Consider the following 21960-nt stretch of genomic DNA (forward strand, 5'->3'; position numbering starts at 1 on the left):
AGGAGTCCTCGGCATGACAACAAACAATTATGACTATGATTACCTCATTATTGGTTCAGGCTTTGGTGGTAGTGTTTCTGCTTGCCGTCTAACCGAAAAAGGCTATTCGGTTGCCGTAATGGAAATGGGGCGACGCTGGGAAGCTAAAGATTTTGCTAAAAATAACTGGAATACCCGCCGTTGGATTTGGCGCCCGGGCATGAAACTTTTTGGTTATTTCAACATGCGTTTTTTTCGCCATGTCACCATTATTTGCGGGAACGCCGTAGGTGGCGGTTCAATTACCTATGCCAATACCCTACTGGTTCCACCTGAACATATTTGGGATGAAGGCACGTGGGCAGATGCAGCGGACTGGAAAAATGAAATGCCGCAGCACTATGCTGAAGCCGAACGTATGCTTGGGGTGACGGATAATAAAATTTTCGGTCCTGCCGACCACATGCTCAAAAAAATGGGGGAAGCAGTCGGTGTTGGTCATACATTTAAACCCACTCGTGTTGCCACTTTCTTTCCACCCGAAGGTGAACAAGGCGGCAAGACCTACCCTGACCCATATTTTAAAGGCGAAGGTCCAGACCGCGGAACCTGTACGGCATGTGGCGGTTGTATGACAGGTTGTAAACACAACGCAAAAAATACCTTAGATAAAAACTATTTGTACTTTGCCGAAAAAAATGGCGCCAAGGTTTACGAAGAAACCAAAGTTGTTGATGTGAAACCACTCAATGGTAAAGCCGATGGCAGCGATGGCTATGAAGTTACGACTGAATGTTCGAGCTCATGGTTTAACAAACAACGCCGTACATGGCGTGTTCGTAACGTGATTTTCTCTGCATCTTCTTTGGGTACGCAAGAGATGTTATTCCGTTTAAAACAGTCTGGTTCACTGCCAAATATCTCTGATGATTTGGGTAATCGGGTTCGTACTAATGCCGAGTCGATTTTAGGCGTTCGCTTTTTTGGTAAAGATGTCGACATGAGTAAAGGTGTTGCCATTGGTTCAAGTATTTACATTGACCATGACACTCACATTGAAGCGACGCGTTACCAAACTGGTTCAGATGCCATGGGCCTTATGTGTACTTACATGGCTAAAGGTAAACCGGGTTGGACGCGTATCTTCTTTTGGTTATGGGCACTTATTTGCCATCCATTTATTTTCCTTCGTATGAGTAATCCTGTCAGTTTTGCACGTCAAACTTTAATCTTCTTGGTGATGCAAACAGCTGATGCCTCCATTAATATGCGCTTGAAACGTAATTGGTTCTGGCCTTTTGGCAAAGTATTATCGAGCGAAGGTAAAAAGCTACCTGTGTATATTCCACAGGCCAATGCATTTACCGAAAAAGTTGCCAAAATGTTTAATGGTCATCCAATGACGACTATTACCGAAATTTTGTTTAATGTACCTTTTACAGCGCACTGTATGGGTGGCTGTGCAATTGCTTCAAGCCCAGAGCGCGGTGTGGTAGATGGACAAAACCGTGTCTTTAACTATAAAAACTTATACGTTGTAGATGGCTCAATGTTAGGTGCAAATTTGGGCGTTAACCCAAGTCTCACCATTACAGCTCTTGCAGAACGCGCAATGTCTTATATTCCGGCTAAACATACTTTGGATGAGCAACAAGGTTATAGAGCAGATGCAGAAACCATAGAGATTACTAAAGCTTCTGCTTAAACTAGCGAGTCGTTTTATAAAAAAAGCCTATTTTAAAATAGGCTTTTTTATTTCGCTTTTTAAATTACATCGCTACGGCTTTAGCGCGAGCTGCATGCAATTTTTTATAGCTCTCGATCAGACGTAAATGGCGATCAAGTCCTTCTAATTTCATACTTGTTGGTGTTAAGCCATAGAAACGAACACTACCATTGACAGAACCTAATACCGCATCCATTCGTGTATCACCAAACATACGGCGGAAATTAGTCAGGTAGTCTTCAAGCTCTAGTTCTTCATCTAACATCACTTCAAGCACCACGTTCATGCACTGATAGAACAAGCCACGCTCAACGGTGTTGGTGTTATATTGCAAGTAAGTTTCGACAAGCTCTTTTGCTTCTTCAAACTGTTGTAAAGCAACATAAATCAGCAATTTCAACTCTAAAATTGTGAGCTGTCCCCAAACTGTATTGTCATCAAACTCGATGCCAATAAGCGTAGTGATTTCTGTGTAATCGTCTAGCTCGCATTCTTCTAAACGCTCAACCAATGCCTCAAGCTGTTCATCATCCAAACGATGTAGATTTAGAATGTCTTCACGGAATGAAAGTGCCTTATTGGTGTTGTCCCAAATCAAATCTTCAACGAGATAAATTTCCGAATAATCTGGTACTAAAATACGGCAAGCGGTCGCACCTAAATGCTCATAGACTGCCATATATACTTCTTTGCCCATCTCTTCGAGAATGCCGAACAATGTTGCAGCTTCTTCTGCATTCGACTCTTCGCCTTCGCCAGAAAAATCCCATTCAACAAAGTCATAGTCAGATTTAGAACTAAAGAAGCGCCAAGATACCAAACCGCTTGAGTCAATAAAGTGCTCAACAAAGTTGTTCGGCTCAGTGACCGCATTACTTTGGAAAGTCGGTTGAGGCAAATCATTTAAGCCTTCAAAACTACGGCCTTGAAGTAATTCAGTCAGACTACGTTCTAATGCAACTTCAAAACTTGGATGCGCACCGAAAGATGCAAACACCCCACCCGTACGCGGGTTCATTAAAGTCACACACATTACTGGGAACTGACCACCTAATGATGCATCTTTAACTAATACAGGGAAACCTTGCTCTTCTAAGCCTTTAATACCAGCAACAATACTTGGGTATTTTGCTAATACGTCTTCAGGAACATCTGGAAGTGCAATTTCACCTTCTAAAATTTCACGTTTAACAGCACGTTCAAAAATTTCTGACAAGCATTGAACTTGGGCTTCTGCCAAAGTGTTGCCCGCACTCATACCATTACTTAAATACAAGTTTTCAATTAAATTTGATGGGAAATAGACAACTTCACCGTCAGACTGGCGCACAAAAGGTAACGAGCAAATGCCGCGCTCTACGTTACCTGAGTTGGTATCATATAAATGTGTGCCAAGTAATTCATCATCTGGATTGTAAATCTCAAGACAGTATTCATCTAAGATTTCTTTAGGTAATTCACCATTTGGACCTGGTTTAAACCATTTTTCATCTGGATAATGCACAAATTCGGCATTGGCAATATCTTCACCCCAGAACTGGTCGTTATAGAAGAAGTTACAGTTTAAACGTTCAATAAACTCGCCTAATGCAGACGCTAAAGCGCTTTCTTTAGTTGCACCTTTACCATTGGTAAAACACATCGGAGACTGTGCATCACGAATGTGTAATGACCATACATTCGGGACAATATTACGCCAAGATGCGATTTCGATCTTCATGCCCAAATTTGCCAAAATGGCAGACATATTGGCAATCGTTTCTTCTAACGGTAGGTCTTTACCTTGAATATAGGTATGGTTTTCAGAAGTTAAGCTTGGCAATAACAATGCTTGTGCATCTGCATCAATGCTTTCCACTTCTTCAATAATAAATTCGGGACCAGTCTGAATGACTTTTTTAACAGTACAACGGTCAATCGAACGTAAAATCCCTTGGCGATCTTTCTCTGAAATATCGGCTGGTAATTCAATTTGAATTTTAAAGGTTTGCTTATAGCGGTTTTCAGGATCAACAATATTATTTTGCGATAAACGAATGTTATCGGTTGGGATATCTCGAGCTGCACAATACACTTTTACAAAGTACGCTGCACACAATGCTGACGATGCTAAAAAGTAGTCAAATGGGCCCGGTGCCGAACCGTCACCCTTATAGCGAATTGGTTGATCGGCAATTACCGTAAAGTCATCGAACTTAGCTTCCTGTCGAAGATTGTCGAGATAATTAACCTTGATTTCCATGCTGGCACCTAAATATTTTTATGTGTCAGCACAGACACATAAAATTCTAAATATTGAAAAATAAGCCGAATCACAGCGAAGAAATTGACTTAAAAAAATGAGAGATTAAAGCCATGTGTTTAATGAGAGACTCAATTGGCTTTAATAAGATTGGCGGTATTATAGAGGGATTTTGTGCAGTTGATAACTAAAGTTAAAACATTGCTGCTCACAATGTTTTAACTTGTCTTGAATTTAGTTAAATATTGAACGTTAAAATTTAAAGGTGTAATCAACATTCAACCGTGTTTCATTTGCCGAATGAAATGTCATATTAGTAGGCATATCGTTGCGATAGTGAGAAAAACGAGCTCGCACTCCCAAACCTTTTAACTTACCTTCAGGAATTTTATAGCCTAAATCAAATTCCATCGACTCTTCTTTAAAACGCTGATCGTCATATTGCAACAAATCAATGTCTTCACCTTTTGCGTAGCGAGTCATAAAACGCAGTCCGTTTAATGAAACATCACCTACCCGCGCATTTTTAAAGTCATATTCATAACGAATCGAATAGACTTTTTCATCTTTATTCGAGTAGTCTGAGCTCATAAAATCAAGCACGACTGGACTTTCAGTTCCCGACAAAAATGGCAGACCAGTCGAGCCAAACGACTGCATGTAGCCCAAAGAAACAGTATGATTTTGATAGTTCAAACCAAATAAACCACTAATATGTCGGTTATCGACCTCTCCAATTTTTTTGCTTCCAGTTTCTTCACTATTAAAAAAACGTACATCACTTAAAAAATTAAGCTGATCGTTTAAAGGTTGTTTACCGTTAAATCCTAAAAACTGTTGCTGGTAAATATCTTTGAGTTCGGCATGATAAGCACGCAAACGGTAATCCTTTAACTGATAGCTTCCACCCAAGGTATAAAAAGAATCTGTAGTTGCCGCTTTGTCAAAACGATGGTTGATATTGTCTGTTCCAACATCGGTATAACGGATTGAGTCACGTTGACGCACTTCGTCGACATAAAACCCCTCTAATTGAAGATTTGGAATTTCATTTGAAACAACGCGGATACCACGGTAAGTCTGTGGGAACAAACGCGCTGGCGATGAAAATATGGTTGGTAATTGTGGAACTAAATCTCCCACAAAAAGCTCATTTTTTCTAAATTTAGCCTTTCCTGTAATGCCGATTTTTCCATAATAATCATCACGTGAGTTATCAGGATTAACTGGAAGTAAACCACTCCGTGCATAGTCATCAGCCCGACTTCCCATTAGGTTAAAACCTGCCATTGCCAATACATCTACACCAAACCCAACCGTTCCTTCGGTATAACCAGACTGGCCTTTAAAAATTAAACCCTGCGCCCAATCTCTGGCTGATGTATAGGGATATGGGTCTTTTTTATAGTCTCGGTCAAAGTAAAAATTACGTAGTGTCAGCTCAGCTTTACTGTCTGCAATAAACTCAGCATGCACAACTTGACTAAATAATGGGCACAAGCATACCCCCACCCATAATGGTGTCTTTTTCATTTTTTATCTCAACTATTTAATTTTTAATGGATTAAGGTGCTGTTTTAAGAGAGTAGTTTTGCTCTTTTTGACTGCGGTAAAAAGCATTACCTAAACTTAAAATCAGGAAAATAGCCAAAATAAAGACCACACCGTAATAGGCATACAGTGTTGCGGGAGCTATACCTTTGTCCAGAAAAATGCCTGCAACCGTTGGCGATAAAATTGCCCCAATACGACCAAAACCAATTGCATAGCCCACGCCACGACTACGGATTTCGGCATCATAAATTGTTGGAGAAATCGAATATAAACCTGCTACACAGCCATTAATAAGTGTGCCAAGTAATAACCCCACCATGAGTGCAATGCTGACTTGAGATGAGACTGAGACAAATAGAAAAACACATGCCGAGGTTAACCCTAAAAATAGGCTTAAGGCATAGAAGATTTTCATGCGTGATGCCAATAAACCAATAATAGCTGCCCCGAAAATTCCGCCAATACTAATTAAAATACCGGTACTTACACCTTGCTGTGGCGACATACCCATTGAAATAAGAATTTTTGGTGTCCAGCTCATCACGAAGTAAAAGCCAAACATCACTAAAAAGAATGCAAACCATAAACAAAGTGTTTGAAACCCTAATTGCCCTGCAAATAACTTGCCCAGTTCACTGCCATTTTGCGTGCTAATTTTTTCATAACGCGGCATAACGGGTAATTCGTTTAGCCCCATACGATTTACAGCTGCATTAATTCGTTCCAGTGCCTGTTTTGGTCGTTTTGCGAGTAAGTAATCTAAAGATTCAGGTAATAACCATGCGCTAATCAGTAGCATTGCAATGGTTGTAACCCCACCCGCTAAAAAGATTGAGCGCCAACCTAAATGCTCAATCAATGCCAGTGATAGCACTCCGCCAAGTGTCGCCCCAATTCCATAACCTGTAGACATTAAGCTCACTGCGAGACTGCGCCAACGAGCATTGGCATATTCACTTGCCAAAACATTACTACTCGCAAGAATGCCGCCCACCCCAATTCCGGTAATAAATCGAAGTGCTGCTAACATGCCGTGGCTTTGTACAAAAGCACAGCCCAACATGCTAAGACCTGCAATAACAAGACAAACTAAGATGAGTAAACGACGACCGATTTTATCGGCTAAAGGCGCGAGAAAAATGGAACCAGCAGCCATTCCAAAAAGGCCAGCACTTAACAACAAGCCAATTTGTGCGCCTGAAAGTGACCATTCTGCTGACACGGATGGAGCAGTAAATGCCATTACCATCACGTCAAAGCCATCAATAATATTGAGACAAATACAAATTAAAATGACGAACCATTGGTAGCGGCTCATATTGTTTTGATTGATCTCACTTAGAACGTCTCTTTCCATTTGTGTATCTCCCTTGGATAAGACATACACACGACATTGCTAATATGAGCGATTGGGTGGTTATGCACATCCGTATCCATAATGACCTAGAGGAATATTTGTTTTTGAGCATCCTGCTCTTTTTCTATACTGAATATTTGGATCCAAAAAATCAACAATATTTTTAAAATTTAATTAGCAATGGATTAAATATTTGAAAAATATATTTATAATTTATTTTAACTTTAATAAATGAAAAATATGGATCCATAAATTATTTATCTATTTTTAAATTTGTAATTTCAAGAGCTATCCAAATCCAGTATGGGATTGAATAATTATGGATCCAAATAAAAGCTAATAAAAATTTCGACCATAAAATTTAAAAGAAACACAAAAAGCCTTTAGAGACATTAAAAAACATACATAACAACCAAACCTAAAGATCAATATTTTTAAAAAATATACTGCTTATCAATTGACCAATATTTTTATTTATTATAAATTGGATCCAATAAGTGATAAGGAGTCGTCACAAATGTTTATTAAAAATGCTTGGTATGTTGCCTGCCGCCCAGAAGAAATCCAAGACAAACCATTAGGTCGCACTATTTGTGGTGAAAAAATTGTTTTTTATCGCGGTAAAGAAAACCAAGTTGCAGCCGTTGAAGATTTTTGTCCCCATCGCGGTGCCCCACTTTCACTTGGCTATGTAGAAGATGGCAACCTTGTATGTGGTTATCATGGTTTAGTCATGGGCTGTGACGGAAAGACCGTCTCAATGCCAGCTCAACGTGTGAATGGTTTTCCTTGCAACAAAGCATATGCAGTTATTGAAAAGTTCGGTTTTATTTGGATATGGCCAGGCGAGAAAGCTTTAGCAGATGAAGCAAAACTGCCAACTTTAGAATGGACAGATCACCCTGAATGGAGCTATGGTGGAGGCCTATTTCACATTCAGTGTGACTATCGTTTGATGGTCGATAACCTGATGGATTTAACCCACGAGACCTATGTTCACTCAAGCAGCATCGGACAAAAAGAGATTGATGAATCATTACCAGTCACTAAAGTTGACGGCGACCATGTGATTACCGAACGCTATATGGAAAATGTGATCGCACCTCCATTTTGGCAAATGGCGCTTCGTGGTAACCACTTAGCAGATGATGTACCTGTTGACCGTTGGCAACGTTGTCACTTCTTTGCTCCAAGTAATGTCCACATTGAAGTAGGTGTAGCACATGCTGGACATGGTGGTTATCACGCACCAAAAGACAAAAAAGTTTCCTCAATCGTGGTCGATTTTATTACGCCAGAAACTGAAACATCACATTGGTATTTCTGGGGAATGGCACGCAACTTCCAGCCTGACAATGCTGAACTCACCGATCAAATTCGTGAAGGCCAAGGCAAAATCTTTACTGAAGATTTAGAAATGCTGGAGCAACAACAACAAAATATTTTAAACAATCCACAGCGCAAGTTACTAATGCTCAACATCGACGCAGGCGGTGTACAGTCTCGTAAGGTGATTGAGCGACTGCTTACCGAAGAAAATAAAACACCTCCTGAAACGTCCGCACAGAAGTTTCCAAACATTCGGATTATTTAAAGGAGTATGAACATGGACGTTATTATTCAGAAAATTCACCAGCTTACCCCGACCATTCGTGCTTTTGAGTTGGTCTCGGCAAATGGCACAGCGCTACCGACTTTTGAAGCAGGTGCACATATTGATGTGCATCTTAAAAACGGTCTCACCCGCCAATATTCACTTTCAAATTGTTGCAGTGAAAAGCATCGTTATGTCATTGGTGTTTTACATGATGCCAATTCACGCGGTGGCTCACGTTGCATCCACACTGAATATCGTGAAGGCGACCATTTAAAGATTGGTGAACCACGCAATTTATTTGAAATTCACCCTCACACAAAGCACGCGGTTTTATTTGCGGGTGGTATTGGTATTACCCCTATTTTGTCGATGGCATATCGACTTAAGTCGGCCAATATTCCTTTCGAATTGCACTACTTTGTTCGTAGTCATGAAATGATCGCTTTCTATGGCAACTTAACCGAGCATTTTGGTGACCGAGTCCATTTTCATATTCAAGATCAACCAGACACTGAATGTAATATGGCAGAGGTTTTGGACCAAGCTTCACCAGATAGACACTTATATGTATGCGGTCCGACAGGATTTATGCAGTTTGTCATGAGCTCAGCCGAACAAGCTGGCTGGCACAAAGAACAGTTACATCAAGAGCATTTTGTCGCGCAAAAAGCAGATACATCTAACGATGAAGCTTTTACTATTGAAGTTAAAGGTACGGGCCGTCGAATTGAAGTATTACCAGAGCAGACTGCTACTGAGGCATTAATTGCAAATGGTTTTGATATCCCAGTTTCATGTGAACAAGGCATTTGCGGAACCTGTATTACCCGCGTAGTAGAAGGCACGCCTGATCATCGGGATCTATTTATGACCGATGAGGAACATGCACTAAATGACCAATTTACGCCTTGTTGTTCTCGTGCAAAAACTAAAAATCTTGTGATTGAGCTTTAATTCTTGAGTTCCTTTATTCAGACATAAAGGAACTTATTTCAGCTTAAGCGCTGAGAACATTTCTTAGCGTTTCACCCAAAATCACTACACTACTGTGCTCACGCATTAAAGTTTCAGCACGCCCTGCCTGACGATGCACCAATGCATCAAAAATCGAACAATGCTGTAAATGTGCATAGTGCAAACGACGATATTCTGACAAAGCTTGGTTCTGGTCATAGGTAATGGCTTGAGCAGAAGCCATCGGCAATTGGTTGTTTTTTGCTAAGGCTTGTATGAGTGCGACGTTTTGCGCACCCTCAATAATGGTGTCATGAAAAATGACATTAAAATGGTGATAACGTTCTAATTCAGCGTCGCCAAACTCGTCTGTTTCGTTAAATAGTTTTTCAGTTTCTTGAATACAATGCTGCAGCGTCTTTTTTTGCTCTTCGCTTAAGCCTTGTTCTGCCAAAGTTTTTGCAGCCAACCCTTCGAGCACACCACGCACTTCGAGTGCATCATGAACAAGTTGTTCTGAAATTTCACGAACTGTGTAACCACGAGTTGGGTTTTTAATGAGAAGGCCTTCTTGCTCGAGCAACCGAAAGGCAATACGAACAGGCTGCCTTGAAACACCAAGTAACTCCGCAGTCGGGATTTCGGCAATTCTGGCACCCCCTTCAAGTTCCCCTGAAATAATCATTTTTCTTAGTTTAAGTAAAACTTGTTGTCCTGAAGACATTCGCTGCCACACATCACCAAAAACGTCACTTTGATGCTAGCAAGTTCATTTGCAAAATGAAATAAATTTTCTGTGCGAATCAGTGCTTAAGTATTTCTGTAGATTTTAAAAAAAATTAAATTGCAACCTACTTTTCATCAAAGATTTTTAAGATTATTGACCATAATATCGAGATTATTACGAATTAAATAAGCCAAGTTAATATCAATGCCTTCAAGCATTTTTTCTTCGACTTTTAAAACCACTTCATTGCATTTGTTTAACTTTTCAATCCCGCTTTCGGTCAGGGTAATTAAAATACGGCGGCCATGTGTCGGGTCCGGTTTTTTCTCAATCCAACCATTGACCAGTAAATCTTGCAAAATTTTGTTGGCAGATTGCGGCTTTATGAAAGAACGCTCAGCAAGCTTGGCATTGGATAAATTACTTTTTGAAGCTAAAACAGAAAGTGCGGTAAATTGCGGTAAGGTAATTTCAAGCTCTTTTAAATGTTCTGTTAAATGTTTACTAATAATTCGGTCAACACGAGCAATCATGTAACTTAACTTAGGCTCATCTTCTACTTTTTTTTGAACTAAATTCGAACGTACCATAACCTTTCAATCATCATAATAAAATCTGTAGTGAAAGTATGAGGTTCTAACCCCATACTTTCGTTAAAACTTAGCGAGCACCTGAGCTTTGTACTAAATGTACAGGCTGTTTAGGTTTTTTGACAAGAAGTAATGCAGAGATCGCTGCAATTAAAATCACTGGAATACTTGAACCAATCACGATGGTCGAGCTTTGCCCAAGCGAGAGTAAAAAACCAGCCATTAAAGGTCCAGCAAACGAACCAATACGCCCGATTGCAACCGCAGCGCCAACTCCGGTTCCACGCATTTCGGTTGGATAATACATGGCAGCCAAACCATACAACGCCGATTGCCCACCCACAATGAATAAGCCACAACCCACTGCCGAAAGTGCAAGTAAAGCAACGGTTGGAGAAATTGCTAAACAGCATAGTGAGAATAAAATGCCGAGATAAATTAGCTTAATCACAAAGCTCATGCGTAATTTATCAAGCAATACGCCCATCAGAACCGAACCTAAAATTCCGCCAACGTTATAGCCCATCTGTACATAGTTCGCCTGAAGTTTCGATAAGCCTTGCGCACCCATGAGTAACGGCAACCAGTTCAACAAGAAGTAGAGCACCACCAGCGTGCAGAAAAAGCTTATCCAAAGCTGAATGGTCGACATACGGCGTTCTTTCGCAAATAAAACCTCAAAGAATGGCGTGGTTTGCTGTGCTCGAACTTTGCGTTGCAGGTAGTCATTTGACTCAGGTAAAAAGCGCATAATCAGTGGGATTAGTAAAATAGGCGCAATCCCCCCGATATAGAAAATATGACGCCACTCTGCATCGCCTGCCAACGACATAGCAACGACGGAAGTGAGTAAGCCACCAAAAGGAATGCCACTATACATCACACTAACCGCAGTACCTTTGTACTGGTCAGGTACAGCTTCAGAGGCAAGTGTAATCATCATGGGTAATGCTCCACCCATTCCTAAACCAGTACAAAAACGAATGAGTAGCAACAGACTAAAATTGGCGGCATAGGCGGTTAGCAAAGACATAATTCCAAAAAGTAAGATACTAAAAATCAGAATTTTCTTACGTCCGACAATATCGGCAAACCGACCACCTAATATTGCGCCTGGGAGTGTTCCCAAAATTGCAGCACTAAATGCCCACGCCATCTGGGCATTATCTAACATAAACTCAGCCCGCATTCGTGGAGCGGCTACCCCCATTGATTGAAGGTCAAAGCCTTCAAAAATCGCTATGGCAAAGCACAGTAGCAACGTGATTTTTGCCCTTGAAGGCTGTCCTGATATTTTTTCCATTGTGTTGTCCTTTATTGACTAGTCGTTCCATTTAGCCCTTTGTGTATTATTTTCAAACACACCAAAAATATCAGTTAAACTTATTAAAAAATCAACATATTTTTATTTAAAATTAATTTTTAAAATAATTAATGTTTAAAATACAATAAATTATAAAATATTTATGAAATTTTCTAAAAAAGACTTGAATGTAAGTTTAACTGATATTAGATTAAATCCCAGAACAGCAAAAAATCATTCAAGGAGTATGAAGATGAGTTATGAAAACCGCTGGGAAACAGTAGATGTTAAAGTTGAAGAAGGAATTGCATGGGTCACTTTAAACCGCCCTGAAAAGAAAAATGCCATGAGCCCAACCCTCAATCGGGAAATGATTGATGTGCTCGAAACGCTTGAGCTTGATCAAGATGCGCGTGTTTTAGTTTTGACCGGTGCTGGTGACTCTTGGACAGCGGGTATGGATTTGAAGGAATATTTCCGTGAAGTCGACACTCAGCCTGAAATTTTCCAAGAACGTATTCGCCGTGACTCATGCCGTTGGCAGTGGCAACTTCTTCGTATGTATTCAAAACCAACCATTGCTATGGTCAACGGCTGGTGCTTTGGAGGCGGTTTCTCACCTTTAGTGGCTTGTGACCTAGCAATTGCAGCAGATGAAGCAACTTTCGGTTTATCTGAAATTAACTGGGGTATCCCACCGGGCAACCTTGTAAGTAAAGCAATGGCAGATACCGTAGGTCATCGTGCATCTTTGTACTACATCATGACGGGTAAAACCTTTGGTGGTAAAGAAGCTGAAACCATGGGTCTTGTGAATAAAAGCGTACCGCTTGCCCAATTAAAAGCAGAAGTGACTGAGCTTGCAAATTGCCTACTTGAGAAAAACCCAGTAGTTCTTCGTACAGCTAAAAATGGATTTAAGCGTTGTCGTGAACTCACTTGGGACCAAAACGAAGACTACTTATATGCCAAGCTTGATCAATGTATCCACCGCGATACAGAAAATGGCCGCCAAGAAGGTCTGAAACAATTTTTAGATGAAAAATCAATTAAACCGGGTTTACAGAGTTATAAACGTACTGGTTAACTTTTGATACTTTAATGGCAATGTAAGGACGCAACCCATGCAAAATGTACAGTTACTTATTCACGGTCAATCTGTTGATGCATCAAATCAGGCAACTTTTGAACGTATCAGTCCAATTGATGGCACAGTAGCAACTAAAGCTGCTGCTGCAACACTGGAAGATGTTGATCGTGCCATCGATTCAGCGCAGCAAGCTTTTAAAGTATGGTCGAAACTCTCGCCTACCGAGCGTCGTTTACGCTTATTAAAAGCAGCCGATTTAATGGACCAAAAAACCGAGCAATTCATTCAAACTGGAATGCAAGAAACAGGTTCAACTGCGACATGGTATGGGTTTAACGTTCACCTTGCTGCCAACATGTTACGTGAAGCCGCAGCCATGACCACACAAATTGACGGAAGTCTGATTCCGTCAGATGTGCCGGGCAATCTTGCGATGGGTGTACGAGTTCCTTGTGGTGTGATTGTAGGGATTGCACCTTGGAACGCCCCTGTCATTTTGGCAACACGTGCGCTTGCCATGCCTTTGGCTTGTGGCAACACCATTGTATTAAAAGCATCGGAAGCCTGCCCAGCAACACATCGTCTCATTGGTGAAGTGTTACATGAAGCAGGTCTGGGTGAAGGTGTCGTGAATGTGATTACGCATGCCGCCGAAGATGCACCACAAATCGTAGAGCGCTTAGTGTCTCATCCAGCTGTGAAGCGCATTAATTTTACCGGTTCAACCAAAGTCGGCAAAATTATTGCCGAGACTGCTGCTAAATATTTAAAACCAGTTTTACTTGAATTGGGTGGTAAAGCCCCTGTTGTGGTTTTAAATGAAGCTGATATTAATGAAACCGTAAATGCAGTCGCTTTTGGAGCGTTCTTTAATCAGGGGCAAATTTGTATGTCGACCGAACGTGTTTTGGTTCAAGATAAAATTGCCGACCAGTTTATTGAAAAGTTGATTGAGAAAACCCGTTCTATTCAGGCAGGTAATCCAACCTCAAAAGACAATGTATTGGGTGTTTTAGAAAGTCGCCGCGCTGCAAACCGTATTCAGCATTTGCTAGAAGATGCCCAAAACAAAGGTGCTGACTTACCTTTAGGCATCCATATTGAAGATACCACTATGCAACCGACGCTGGTACTCAATATTAAACCAGACATGCTGCTTTACCGCGAAGAATCATTTGGACCTGTATGCACAGTTCAACGTTTTTCAAGCATTGAAGAAGGCATAGCACTGGCAAATGACAGCGAGTTTGGTCTGTCTTCGGCAGTGTTTAACCAGAATATTTCACAAGCATTAGAAGTCGCTAAACAGATTGATTCGGGTATTTGTCATATTAACGGCGCAACCGTACATGACGAAGCTCAAATGCCATTTGGCGGAACAAAATCGAGTGGATATGGACGATTTGGTAGTAAAGCATCTATTGCCGAGTTTACCGATTTACGCTGGATTACCATTCAAACCCAATCACGTCATTACCCGATTTAGTCAGGCTAATACGAAGACAAACAGATTAAATAAAAATTGCATGATGCAAAAAAAATAAAGCGCAGTGATGCGCTTTCCATGGAGTGAAAGAAATGCAAATGAATGCCACTCAATCACAAGACCGCGAACGGTTCGTAAAATTAGGGCAACACGATATTCATTATCACTATAAAGATCAAACGCTCTATATCAGCCCAAAAGAGCAATTAAAACCGTATCCACAAAAACTGACAGATCGGTTAATTCATTTTGCACAAACCAAGCCCGACCATATTTTTGCAGCAAAACGTAATGCTCAAGGCGAATGGGTCAAACTGAGTTATGCAGAAGTTCTACAACGCGCATGGCACATTGCTCAAGCTTTGCATGACCGTAATTTAAGCCAAGAACGACCACTCGTTATTTTAAGTGGTAATGATCTTGAGCATTTAACACTCTCTATGGGTGCCATGCTGGCGGGTGTGCCTTTCTCGGCTATTTCCCCTGCCTACTCTCTTATTTCTCAAGACTTCGGCAAACTCAAACATGTGTTTGAAGTGCTCACACCTGGTATAGTTTATGCCAGCGATGGTCAAGCTTTTGCCAAAGCCATTCAGGCATGCATTACATCCGACATTGAAGTGGTGACCAATAAAGGAATTGTAGGCGATCAGATTTGCACATCTTTTCAGTCGCTATTAGATACGCCAGTTTCAAATGTTCAAGAGTTTTATCAAACCCTTGATGAAAACCAAATTGCCAAATTCTTATTTACGTCAGGTTCAACCAAATTGCCTAAAGCTGTACCGACCACGCATTTAATGCTGTGTGTGAATCAGCAAATGTTGTTGCAGACTTTCCCTGAGTTTGAAGAAACGCCACCTGTCCTACTCGACTGGCTGTCTTGGCACCACACCTTTGGCGGCAGTCACAATGTCGGTATTGCGCTCTATAACGGCGGTACCATTTACATTGATGACGGCAAACCCGTTGCCGGAAAATTTGATGAAACCATTCGTAATCTCAAAGAAATTTCTCCAACCGTTTATTTAAATGTGCCAAAAGGTTGGGAAGAACTCACCGAAGCGTTAGAAAAAGATGAAGAATTAAGAGACCGCTTTTTTGCTAAAGTAAAAATTTTATTCTTTGCCGGTGCTGCACTTTCAGAAGCGGGCTGGAACAGACTCGATAAAATTGCTCAGCAACATTGCGGAGAAAAAATTCGTATTATGAGCGGATTGGGCATGACTGAAACTGCTCCCTCTTGTGCTTTTACAACTGGTCCACGCGTGATGGCTGGTTTTATTGGATACCCTGCTCCGGGATGCGAAATTAAGCTAGTTCCATGTGGTGACAAACTTGAGTTTTGTGTTCGTGGCAAACATGTCATGAAAGGCTATTGGCGCTTAAAAGCGGACCAACAAAGCACTGTATTTGATGATGAAGGCTTTTTCCATACAGGCGATGCCGTTCGTTTGGTCGATATCAATGATCCGACTAAAGGCCTAATGTACGACGGACGAATTGCCGAAGACTTTAAACTCAATACGGGTACTTTTGTGAATGTCGGCACATTACGCAACAAAGTGCTCATTCAAGGTAATTTACTCATCCAAGATGTTTGTATTACTGGTTCAAACCTGAATGCTATTGGTTTTCTGATTTTTCCAAAATTAGAAGCATGTGCTCAATATGCAGGTCTTAAGCTGGGCGAACATTCTGGAGCAGAGATACTGCAACACTCTAAAGTCCAACAATGGTTCCGCCAATTTTTAACGACCTTTAATAAAGATGCGACTGGTAGCTCAAATACAGTCTCAATGCTTTATTTAATGACCGAGCCACCTCAACTCGATGCAAGCGAAGTGACCGATAAAGGCAACCTCAATCAAAGCAATATTACCAAGCGTCGTGCTGCTTTAATTGATGAACTTTATCAAAAGCAGACTGATAACCCACTGATTATTCGGGTACCCACCTTAAAGCAATAAGCAATTGAAATAAAAAAGGAAGCTCAAACTTCGGTTTGGGCCTTAGCCTCACTTTTGCCTAAAAAAGGTTCAACATGCCACACGATACAGAATTTGAACTATTTCGAGACAGCTATCGCAGGTTCTTAAGAGAACAGGTTGCCCCGTATTATGAACAGTGGGAACACGATGGCCTCATCCCGCGTGATCTATGGCTTCGTCTTGGGGAAAATGGCTTTTTGTGCGTCGATGTACCCGAAGAATATGGTGGCTACGGTGCTCCTGTTCATTACTCACTCATGCTGGTTCAAGAAACTGCTCAAGCTGGTTTTGCATCTTTGGCGGTTGCCATTGGCGGGCAAAATGAGTTGGTCTCTCCTTACCTGCAAAATATTGGAACTGAAGAGCAAAAAAGCTATTGGTTACCGAAAATGGTGACAGGTGAAGTCGTCACTGCAATCGCTATGACCGAAGCCAATGCTGGTTCAGACCTACAAGCCATACGCACTCAAGCGATTTTAGAAAATGACCACTATCGTGTGAATGGTTCAAAAACTTTTATTTCAAATGGTTTACATGCCGATCTGATCGTTTTGGTGGCAAAAACTGATCCTCAAGCTAAAGCAAAAGGCATTTCGATTTTACTAGTCGATGCTGCTTTAGATGGCGTTAAAAAAGGCCGTTCATTACAAAAAATCGGACTCCATGCCCAAGATACAGCCGAACTGTTTTTTGATGATGTCTGTGTGCCTGCAACTCAGCGTTTGGGTCAAGAAGGACAAGGCTTTGCCTATTTAATGCAAGAGTTACCTCGCGAACGTTTAAGCATTTCAATGATGGCTTTGGGGGCAATTTTAGGCGCCATCGAACTGACCAAAGACTATGTGCTGGAACGTAAAGCTTTCGGGCAACCTTTAAGCCAAATGCAAAACACGCGATTTGTACTCGCAAACGCGCAAATCAAAGCGAAAGCCGCCCAAGCCTTTGTAGACCAATGTGCAGCGCTGTATCAACAACACCAGTTAAGCGTCACTCAAGTGGCTGCATTGAAATGCTTTATCACCGATGTCCAATGTGAAGTGATTGATCAATTACTTCAGCTTTTTGGTGGCTACGGTTACATGCAGGAATACCCGATTTCACGCTTTTTTGTGGATGCGCGGATACAAAAAATTTATGGGGGAACCAATGAAATTATGAAAGAAATCGTGGCCCGAGAACTGCTCGGAAAATAATTCGATTTAAAACCAAACAAGGCAGACACAACAACTATGCCTTATTGAAAACAAAAAAATGTTATTTCAGGAAGAAATGCTATGTCGAAATTATGGATGTACTCTACCCTTATGCTCTCTGGTTCAGTGTGGGCTGGCAATTTTATTGACAACAGTTCAGTAGAACTCACCACACGAAATTTCTATTTTGACCGCGACTACCAAGAGCAATCTGCTTACCCTGCTGCCAAGGACTGGACACAAGGGTTTATTCTTAAAGCCAATTCAGGCTATACCGAAGGGACTGTTGGTTTTGGGCTGGATGTGCTTGCAACGGCGGGTTTTAAACTCGATGCCGACGCAGAGCATGGTGGTACAGGAAACTTACCTAGAGACACACGTACCAATGAACCTGCTGACTCTTATGGCGAAATTGGTGTCACAGCAAAAGCGAAAATGAGTCAGACCGAGCTACGCATTGGTACGCTAATGCCGATGAACCCTGTTTTAGTGGCTTCCCCTGCTCGTTTGCTTCCTCAAACCTATCGAGGTATTTCACTGACCAGTAAAGATATTAAAGACTTTGACTTACAAGCGGCCTACCTCGATAAAGTGAATCATCGTGATTCGACCAACTATGAAAAAATTAAAATTTCAGGCGTAAATGGACGCTTTAAAAGTGCCGAAACTGATGGGCTTTATTACTTAGGTGGAAACTATCAGTTTAATCCCGCACTCAAACTCACCGCTTTCTATATGGATGTTGACGATCTTTATAACCAAACCATGGTCGGTGCTTTACACCAACACAAAATTAATGACACTACTAATTTTAGCTCTCAATTACGTTACTACCGCAGCCGAGATGATGGACAAGCAAAAGCAGGCTTAGTCGATAATGACCTTTATCATGCGCATTTCGAACTTAAACATCAAAACCATAAATTTATTTTTGGAACCTTCCAACACCACGGTGATACCGCGTTTCCGTATTTGACTGGCGGTGAAACTGGACTTCTTATTGATACATGGCCGGGTGAGTTTTTAAACCCAAAAGAAAAAGCCTATAGCTTCCGTTATGAATATGACTTTAAAGATTATGTACCAGGTTTACGTTTTATGACCCGTTACACCACAGGTCACAATATTTATGCACCTAACTTAGGCGGCACCAATTTAAAAGAGCGAGAAACAGACTTTGATTTAGGCTACACAGTTCAAAGTGGCTGGTTGAAAAATCTAGGGTTACGCGCGCGTTATGCCATTTATGACAACAACATGTTCTCTACAGCCAACATCAAACCTGTAAACGAAACCCGCATCAACATCGACTACACATGGAAATTTAAATAATTCAAAACGAGAGGTTCTGTCACACATAGAACCTCTTTTTATTTCGGGAAATTCATCATGAAGAAAGTTGTAACGCTACTCTGCGGAATTTGTCTCATTAGCCTGACTCATGCCGAAACACAATATAGCCCGCCACCTATTCAGCTTGAGCCTTTAGCAAAATTTAGTGTTGATCTGAATGCGCCTGTTTGGGAGTTAGGCACCACCAGTGATGCAGGTAAACGCCGAATTATTCCCATTACAGGTGGGACATTCGAAGGCAAAACACTTAAGGGCCGCATTTTAAATAATGGTGCAGATTGGCAAATTGTCGACAGTAAAGGATTGGCCATTATTGATACGCGATACTTGTTAGAAACCGATGACGGTGCGCTTATTTACCTTCAAACCAAAGGTTACCGACATGGCTCGGCAGAAGCACTAAAACAGCTTGCTCAAGGCAAAGATGTCGACCCGAAAAATTACTATTTCAAAATTACCATGCGGTTTGAAACCAGCTCACCTAAATACTCATGGCTTAACCAGACCGTTGCGGTAGGTAGTGCAATGCGTTTGGGCAAAGCGGTTATTTATGATGCCTATACCCTGAAATAATAATTTTTATAACACTTACAAAAGGATGGACCCTTCATTATGGATCAAAAAATTTTAGAACACTTACCACCTATCCATCACCATTTGGGTGGACACAATATCTATTGGAATGACAAAAACACTGAACTCACCATCCACTACACGGCGCTAGAAAGCTTTACCAATCCACGCGGCACAGTTGAAGGCGGCATGATCTGCGCCATGCTTGATGACGTGATGGGACTTTTTGCATATCTCGCCAATGACCGTAAACCCGCTACCACCATCAACTTAACGATGGATTTTTTAAGGCCCTGTGCTGTGGGCGAAGTCATTACAAAATGCCGATTCATTAAACAAGGCAAAACTGTACTGAATCTCGAAAGTGAAGCTTGGCAAAACAACAAAATGATTGCACGAAGCACAGCTAATTTTTTGGTTTTAGATTAATTACAACCATTCATTCAATAAGGATATGAATAAATGAATTACACCAACAACAAACGAATTTTGACCCACTCCGCTTTAGTACTTGCCATGCTTGGTGCTTTGACAGGCTGTGGAAGTGATAATGATGACACAACAACTCCCTCAACAACCAAACCACCGCAGCTGTCTCCTGCTGTGGGCGTAAAAATGACAGGAAGCTGTGCGAACTTACTTGGATTTCAATACAACAATACGGTCATTAGCTCAGCTACCCTTCAAGAAGCAGGCACATTGACTGTCGCCAACAAACCGATTGGCGCACATTGTTTGGTCAAAGGTTATATGGATCAACGTGTAAGCCCAGTCGATGGACAAACCTATCAAATTGGTTTTGAAATGCGCTTACCAATAGACTGGAATGGTCGTTTTCTCTATCAAGGCAATGGTGGAACTGATGGTAATTTAGTCCCTGCAACGGGTCAGGTTGGCAGCGGCGGTCCACTGACCAATGCCCTACATGATGGTTTTGCGGTTATTTCTTCCGATGCTGGACATAATGCCTCACAAAATCCAATGTTTGGTTTAGACCCTCAAGCCAGAATCAACTACGGCTATGGTGCAATTACCAAACTCACGCCTATGGCAAAAAATCTAATTAAAGCCGCATATGGTAAATTACCAGATCGTTCCTATGCAGGCGGTACATCTAACGGCGGTCGTCATGCCATGATTGCTGCAACTCGTTTGGGTGACCAATATGATGGAATTTTGGCAAGCACCCCGGGTTTCCATTTACCTCGTGCAGCCGCAGCTCAACTCTACACAGCTCAGCAGCTCCGTCGTGTCGCAACAGATGAAAATGATTTAAGTACCGCTCTTACTCTTTCAGAACGCAAAGTATTAGCAAAAGCGATTTTAGATCGATGCGATGCTCTAGACGGTGTTGCAGATGGCTTGGTTCAAGATGTCGAGGCTTGCCGTACAGCTTTTGATATTCACAAAGATGTACCCGTTTGCTCAAGTACAAGAGATGGTACTTGTTTAAGTACCGAACAAATTGATGTATTAGCCAATATTTACCGTGGTCCTGTAAATTCGGCTGGACAAGCGCTCTATGCAACCCAGCCTTTCGACCCTGGTTTAGTCGGCAGTAATTGGGCAAGCTGGAAATTCGAATCTTCGGTGGGAACAGCACGTGACCCCGTTGCAGTCGGCATTCTTTTTCAGGTTCCACCAGACCCAACTGTGACTCAAAACTCTAGACAATTTGCCTTTAATTTTAACTTCGATACTGACTATCCAAAACTCTCGGCAACCAATAGTGTGTACACCGAAAGTTCCATGTCATTCATGATGCCACCCGATGAACTTAATCTAGATAAACTCCGTAATCACGGTGGAAAAATGATTGTGGTACAAGGCACAGCAGACGGCGTTTTCTCTGTAGATGACACTCAGAATTGGTACGATCAACTGCTACAACACTATAAAAATGATGCAAAAGGTACAGCACCTGAATTTGCACGTTTCTTTAGAGTTCCGGGCATGAACCATACCCGTGATGGCATTGCGACCGACCAATTTGATGCATTGACTGCTTTAGTCAACTGGGTGGAATATGGGCAAGCACCTGATAAAATCATTGCGACCGCACGCGGCGTAGGTAACCCAAGTGGTCAAGTAAATACGGAGCTTCCACAAAACTGGGCACCAGACCGCACTCGTCCACTTTGTCCTTACCCACTCATTGCCCGTTACAACGGTCAAGGCGATAGTGAAAAAGCTGAAAACTTTAGCTGTAAATAACCCCCTATAAAATTAAAAGAGAGCTTAAATA

The 21960-nt window shown here is 41.5% G+C and carries 17 protein-coding genes; 11 read left to right on the forward strand and 6 right to left on the reverse strand.

Annotated elements, in window-relative coordinates; all coding sequences use genetic code 11:
- The first annotated feature begins 13 nt into the window (after positions 1-13).
- Positions 14-1684 (forward strand): GMC family oxidoreductase, encoded by a 1671-nt coding sequence (locus ACG59Z_RS13225; RefSeq protein WP_400199771.1) that lies wholly within the window; start codon positions 14-16, stop codon positions 1682-1684.
- A gap of 64 nt (positions 1685-1748) precedes the next feature.
- On the opposite strand, the gene ACG59Z_RS13230 is transcribed toward ACG59Z_RS13225, so the two are convergent.
- From ACG59Z_RS13230 to ACG59Z_RS13240, 3 genes are all read right to left on the reverse strand, one after another.
- Positions 1749-3947, reverse strand: a complete 2199-nt coding sequence (locus ACG59Z_RS13230) for an OsmC domain/YcaO domain-containing protein (protein WP_400199772.1) — start codon at positions 3945-3947, stop codon at positions 1749-1751.
- A gap of 252 nt (positions 3948-4199) precedes the next feature.
- On the reverse strand, positions 4200-5480 hold the full coding sequence (locus ACG59Z_RS13235; RefSeq protein WP_400199773.1) for an OprD family outer membrane porin: 1281 nt from the start codon (positions 5478-5480) through the stop codon (positions 4200-4202).
- Positions 5481-5511: 31 nt separating this feature from the next.
- Positions 5512-6858, reverse strand: coding sequence for an MFS transporter (locus tag ACG59Z_RS13240; RefSeq protein WP_400199774.1), 1347 nt, complete (start codon positions 6856-6858; stop codon positions 5512-5514).
- 517 nt (positions 6859-7375) lie between these two features.
- Between ACG59Z_RS13240 and ACG59Z_RS13245 the strand changes: the two genes are divergently transcribed.
- A complete protein-coding gene (locus ACG59Z_RS13245; RefSeq protein ID WP_400199775.1) occupies positions 7376-8452 on the forward strand; it encodes a Rieske 2Fe-2S domain-containing protein in 1077 nt (358 codons plus the stop codon).
- A 12-nt stretch (positions 8453-8464) separates the two neighbouring features.
- Positions 8465-9409 (forward strand): PDR/VanB family oxidoreductase, encoded by a 945-nt coding sequence (locus ACG59Z_RS13250; RefSeq protein ID WP_400199776.1) that lies wholly within the window; start codon positions 8465-8467, stop codon positions 9407-9409.
- 43 nt (positions 9410-9452) lie between these two features.
- On the opposite strand, the gene ACG59Z_RS13255 is transcribed toward ACG59Z_RS13250, so the two are convergent.
- The 3 genes from ACG59Z_RS13255 to mhpT form a co-directional block, all read right to left on the reverse strand.
- On the reverse strand, positions 9453-10145 hold the full coding sequence (locus ACG59Z_RS13255; protein WP_005802836.1) for a GntR family transcriptional regulator: 693 nt from the start codon (positions 10143-10145) through the stop codon (positions 9453-9455).
- Between the two features lie 125 nt (positions 10146-10270).
- Positions 10271-10726 (reverse strand): MarR family winged helix-turn-helix transcriptional regulator, encoded by a 456-nt coding sequence (locus ACG59Z_RS13260; RefSeq protein WP_000252464.1) that lies wholly within the window; start codon positions 10724-10726, stop codon positions 10271-10273.
- Positions 10727-10796: 70 nt separating this feature from the next.
- A complete protein-coding gene (gene mhpT, locus ACG59Z_RS13265) occupies positions 10797-12029 on the reverse strand; it encodes a 3-(3-hydroxy-phenyl)propionate transporter MhpT (protein WP_031999659.1) in 1233 nt (410 codons plus the stop codon).
- 247 nt (positions 12030-12276) lie between these two features.
- Between mhpT and ACG59Z_RS13270 the strand changes: the two genes are divergently transcribed.
- The 8 genes from ACG59Z_RS13270 to ACG59Z_RS13305 all read left to right on the forward strand — a co-directional run bounded on the left by ACG59Z_RS13270 (position 12277) and on the right by ACG59Z_RS13305 (position 21929).
- A complete protein-coding gene (locus ACG59Z_RS13270; protein ID WP_014206158.1) occupies positions 12277-13116 on the forward strand; it encodes a p-hydroxycinnamoyl CoA hydratase/lyase in 840 nt (279 codons plus the stop codon).
- A 37-nt stretch (positions 13117-13153) separates the two neighbouring features.
- Positions 13154-14605 carry an aldehyde dehydrogenase gene (locus ACG59Z_RS13275; protein WP_400199777.1) on the forward strand — a complete coding sequence of 484 codons (1452 nt, stop codon included), beginning with the start codon at positions 13154-13156 and terminating at the stop codon, positions 14603-14605.
- An 83-nt stretch (positions 14606-14688) separates the two neighbouring features.
- Entirely contained in the window at positions 14689-16575 is a 1887-nt protein-coding gene (locus ACG59Z_RS13280; RefSeq protein WP_400199778.1) for a feruloyl-CoA synthase, read from the forward strand.
- 74 nt (positions 16576-16649) lie between these two features.
- Positions 16650-17789, forward strand: coding sequence for an acyl-CoA dehydrogenase family protein (locus ACG59Z_RS13285; protein WP_400199779.1), 1140 nt, complete (start codon positions 16650-16652; stop codon positions 17787-17789).
- A gap of 81 nt (positions 17790-17870) precedes the next feature.
- A complete protein-coding gene (locus ACG59Z_RS13290; RefSeq protein WP_400199780.1) occupies positions 17871-19121 on the forward strand; it encodes an OprD family porin in 1251 nt (416 codons plus the stop codon).
- Positions 19122-19178: 57 nt separating this feature from the next.
- Complete coding sequence (locus ACG59Z_RS13295) at positions 19179-19715, forward strand: DUF3237 domain-containing protein (RefSeq protein WP_400199781.1); 537 nt, start codon at positions 19179-19181, stop codon at positions 19713-19715.
- A gap of 39 nt (positions 19716-19754) precedes the next feature.
- A complete protein-coding gene (locus tag ACG59Z_RS13300) occupies positions 19755-20144 on the forward strand; it encodes a PaaI family thioesterase (RefSeq protein ID WP_400199782.1) in 390 nt (129 codons plus the stop codon).
- Between the two features lie 33 nt (positions 20145-20177).
- Complete coding sequence (locus tag ACG59Z_RS13305; RefSeq protein ID WP_400199783.1) at positions 20178-21929, forward strand: tannase/feruloyl esterase family alpha/beta hydrolase; 1752 nt, start codon at positions 20178-20180, stop codon at positions 21927-21929.
- The last annotated feature ends 31 nt before the right edge of the window (positions 21930-21960 follow it).

The organism is Acinetobacter sp. ABJ_C1_1 (genome assembly GCF_044684115.1).
Lineage (GTDB): Bacteria > Pseudomonadota > Gammaproteobacteria > Pseudomonadales > Moraxellaceae > Acinetobacter > Acinetobacter nosocomialis_A.

What these genes read in the sequence shown, in the direction of transcription:
- ACG59Z_RS13225 (WP_400199771.1), top strand. Translation starts at nt 14, where the DNA reads ATGACAACAAACAATTATGACTATGATTACCTCATTATTGGTTCAGGC.
- ACG59Z_RS13230 (WP_400199772.1), bottom strand. Translation starts at nt 3,947, where the DNA reads ATGGAAATCAAGGTTAATTATCTCGACAATCTTCGACAGGAAGCTAAG.
- ACG59Z_RS13235 (WP_400199773.1), bottom strand. Translation starts at nt 5,480, where the DNA reads ATGAAAAAGACACCATTATGGGTGGGGGTATGCTTGTGCCCATTATTT.
- ACG59Z_RS13240 (WP_400199774.1), bottom strand. Translation starts at nt 6,858, where the DNA reads ATGGAAAGAGACGTTCTAAGTGAGATCAATCAAAACAATATGAGCCGC.
- ACG59Z_RS13245 (WP_400199775.1), top strand. Translation starts at nt 7,376, where the DNA reads ATGTTTATTAAAAATGCTTGGTATGTTGCCTGCCGCCCAGAAGAAATC.
- ACG59Z_RS13250 (WP_400199776.1), top strand. Translation starts at nt 8,465, where the DNA reads ATGGACGTTATTATTCAGAAAATTCACCAGCTTACCCCGACCATTCGT.
- ACG59Z_RS13260 (WP_000252464.1), bottom strand. Translation starts at nt 10,726, where the DNA reads ATGGTACGTTCGAATTTAGTTCAAAAAAAAGTAGAAGATGAGCCTAAG.
- mhpT (WP_031999659.1), bottom strand. Translation starts at nt 12,029, where the DNA reads ATGGAAAAAATATCAGGACAGCCTTCAAGGGCAAAAATCACGTTGCTA.
- ACG59Z_RS13270 (WP_014206158.1), top strand. Translation starts at nt 12,277, where the DNA reads ATGAAGATGAGTTATGAAAACCGCTGGGAAACAGTAGATGTTAAAGTT.
- ACG59Z_RS13275 (WP_400199777.1), top strand. Translation starts at nt 13,154, where the DNA reads ATGCAAAATGTACAGTTACTTATTCACGGTCAATCTGTTGATGCATCA.
- ACG59Z_RS13285 (WP_400199779.1), top strand. Translation starts at nt 16,650, where the DNA reads ATGCCACACGATACAGAATTTGAACTATTTCGAGACAGCTATCGCAGG.
- ACG59Z_RS13290 (WP_400199780.1), top strand. Translation starts at nt 17,871, where the DNA reads ATGTCGAAATTATGGATGTACTCTACCCTTATGCTCTCTGGTTCAGTG.
- ACG59Z_RS13295 (WP_400199781.1), top strand. Translation starts at nt 19,179, where the DNA reads ATGAAGAAAGTTGTAACGCTACTCTGCGGAATTTGTCTCATTAGCCTG.
- ACG59Z_RS13300 (WP_400199782.1), top strand. Translation starts at nt 19,755, where the DNA reads ATGGATCAAAAAATTTTAGAACACTTACCACCTATCCATCACCATTTG.
- ACG59Z_RS13305 (WP_400199783.1), top strand. Translation starts at nt 20,178, where the DNA reads ATGAATTACACCAACAACAAACGAATTTTGACCCACTCCGCTTTAGTA.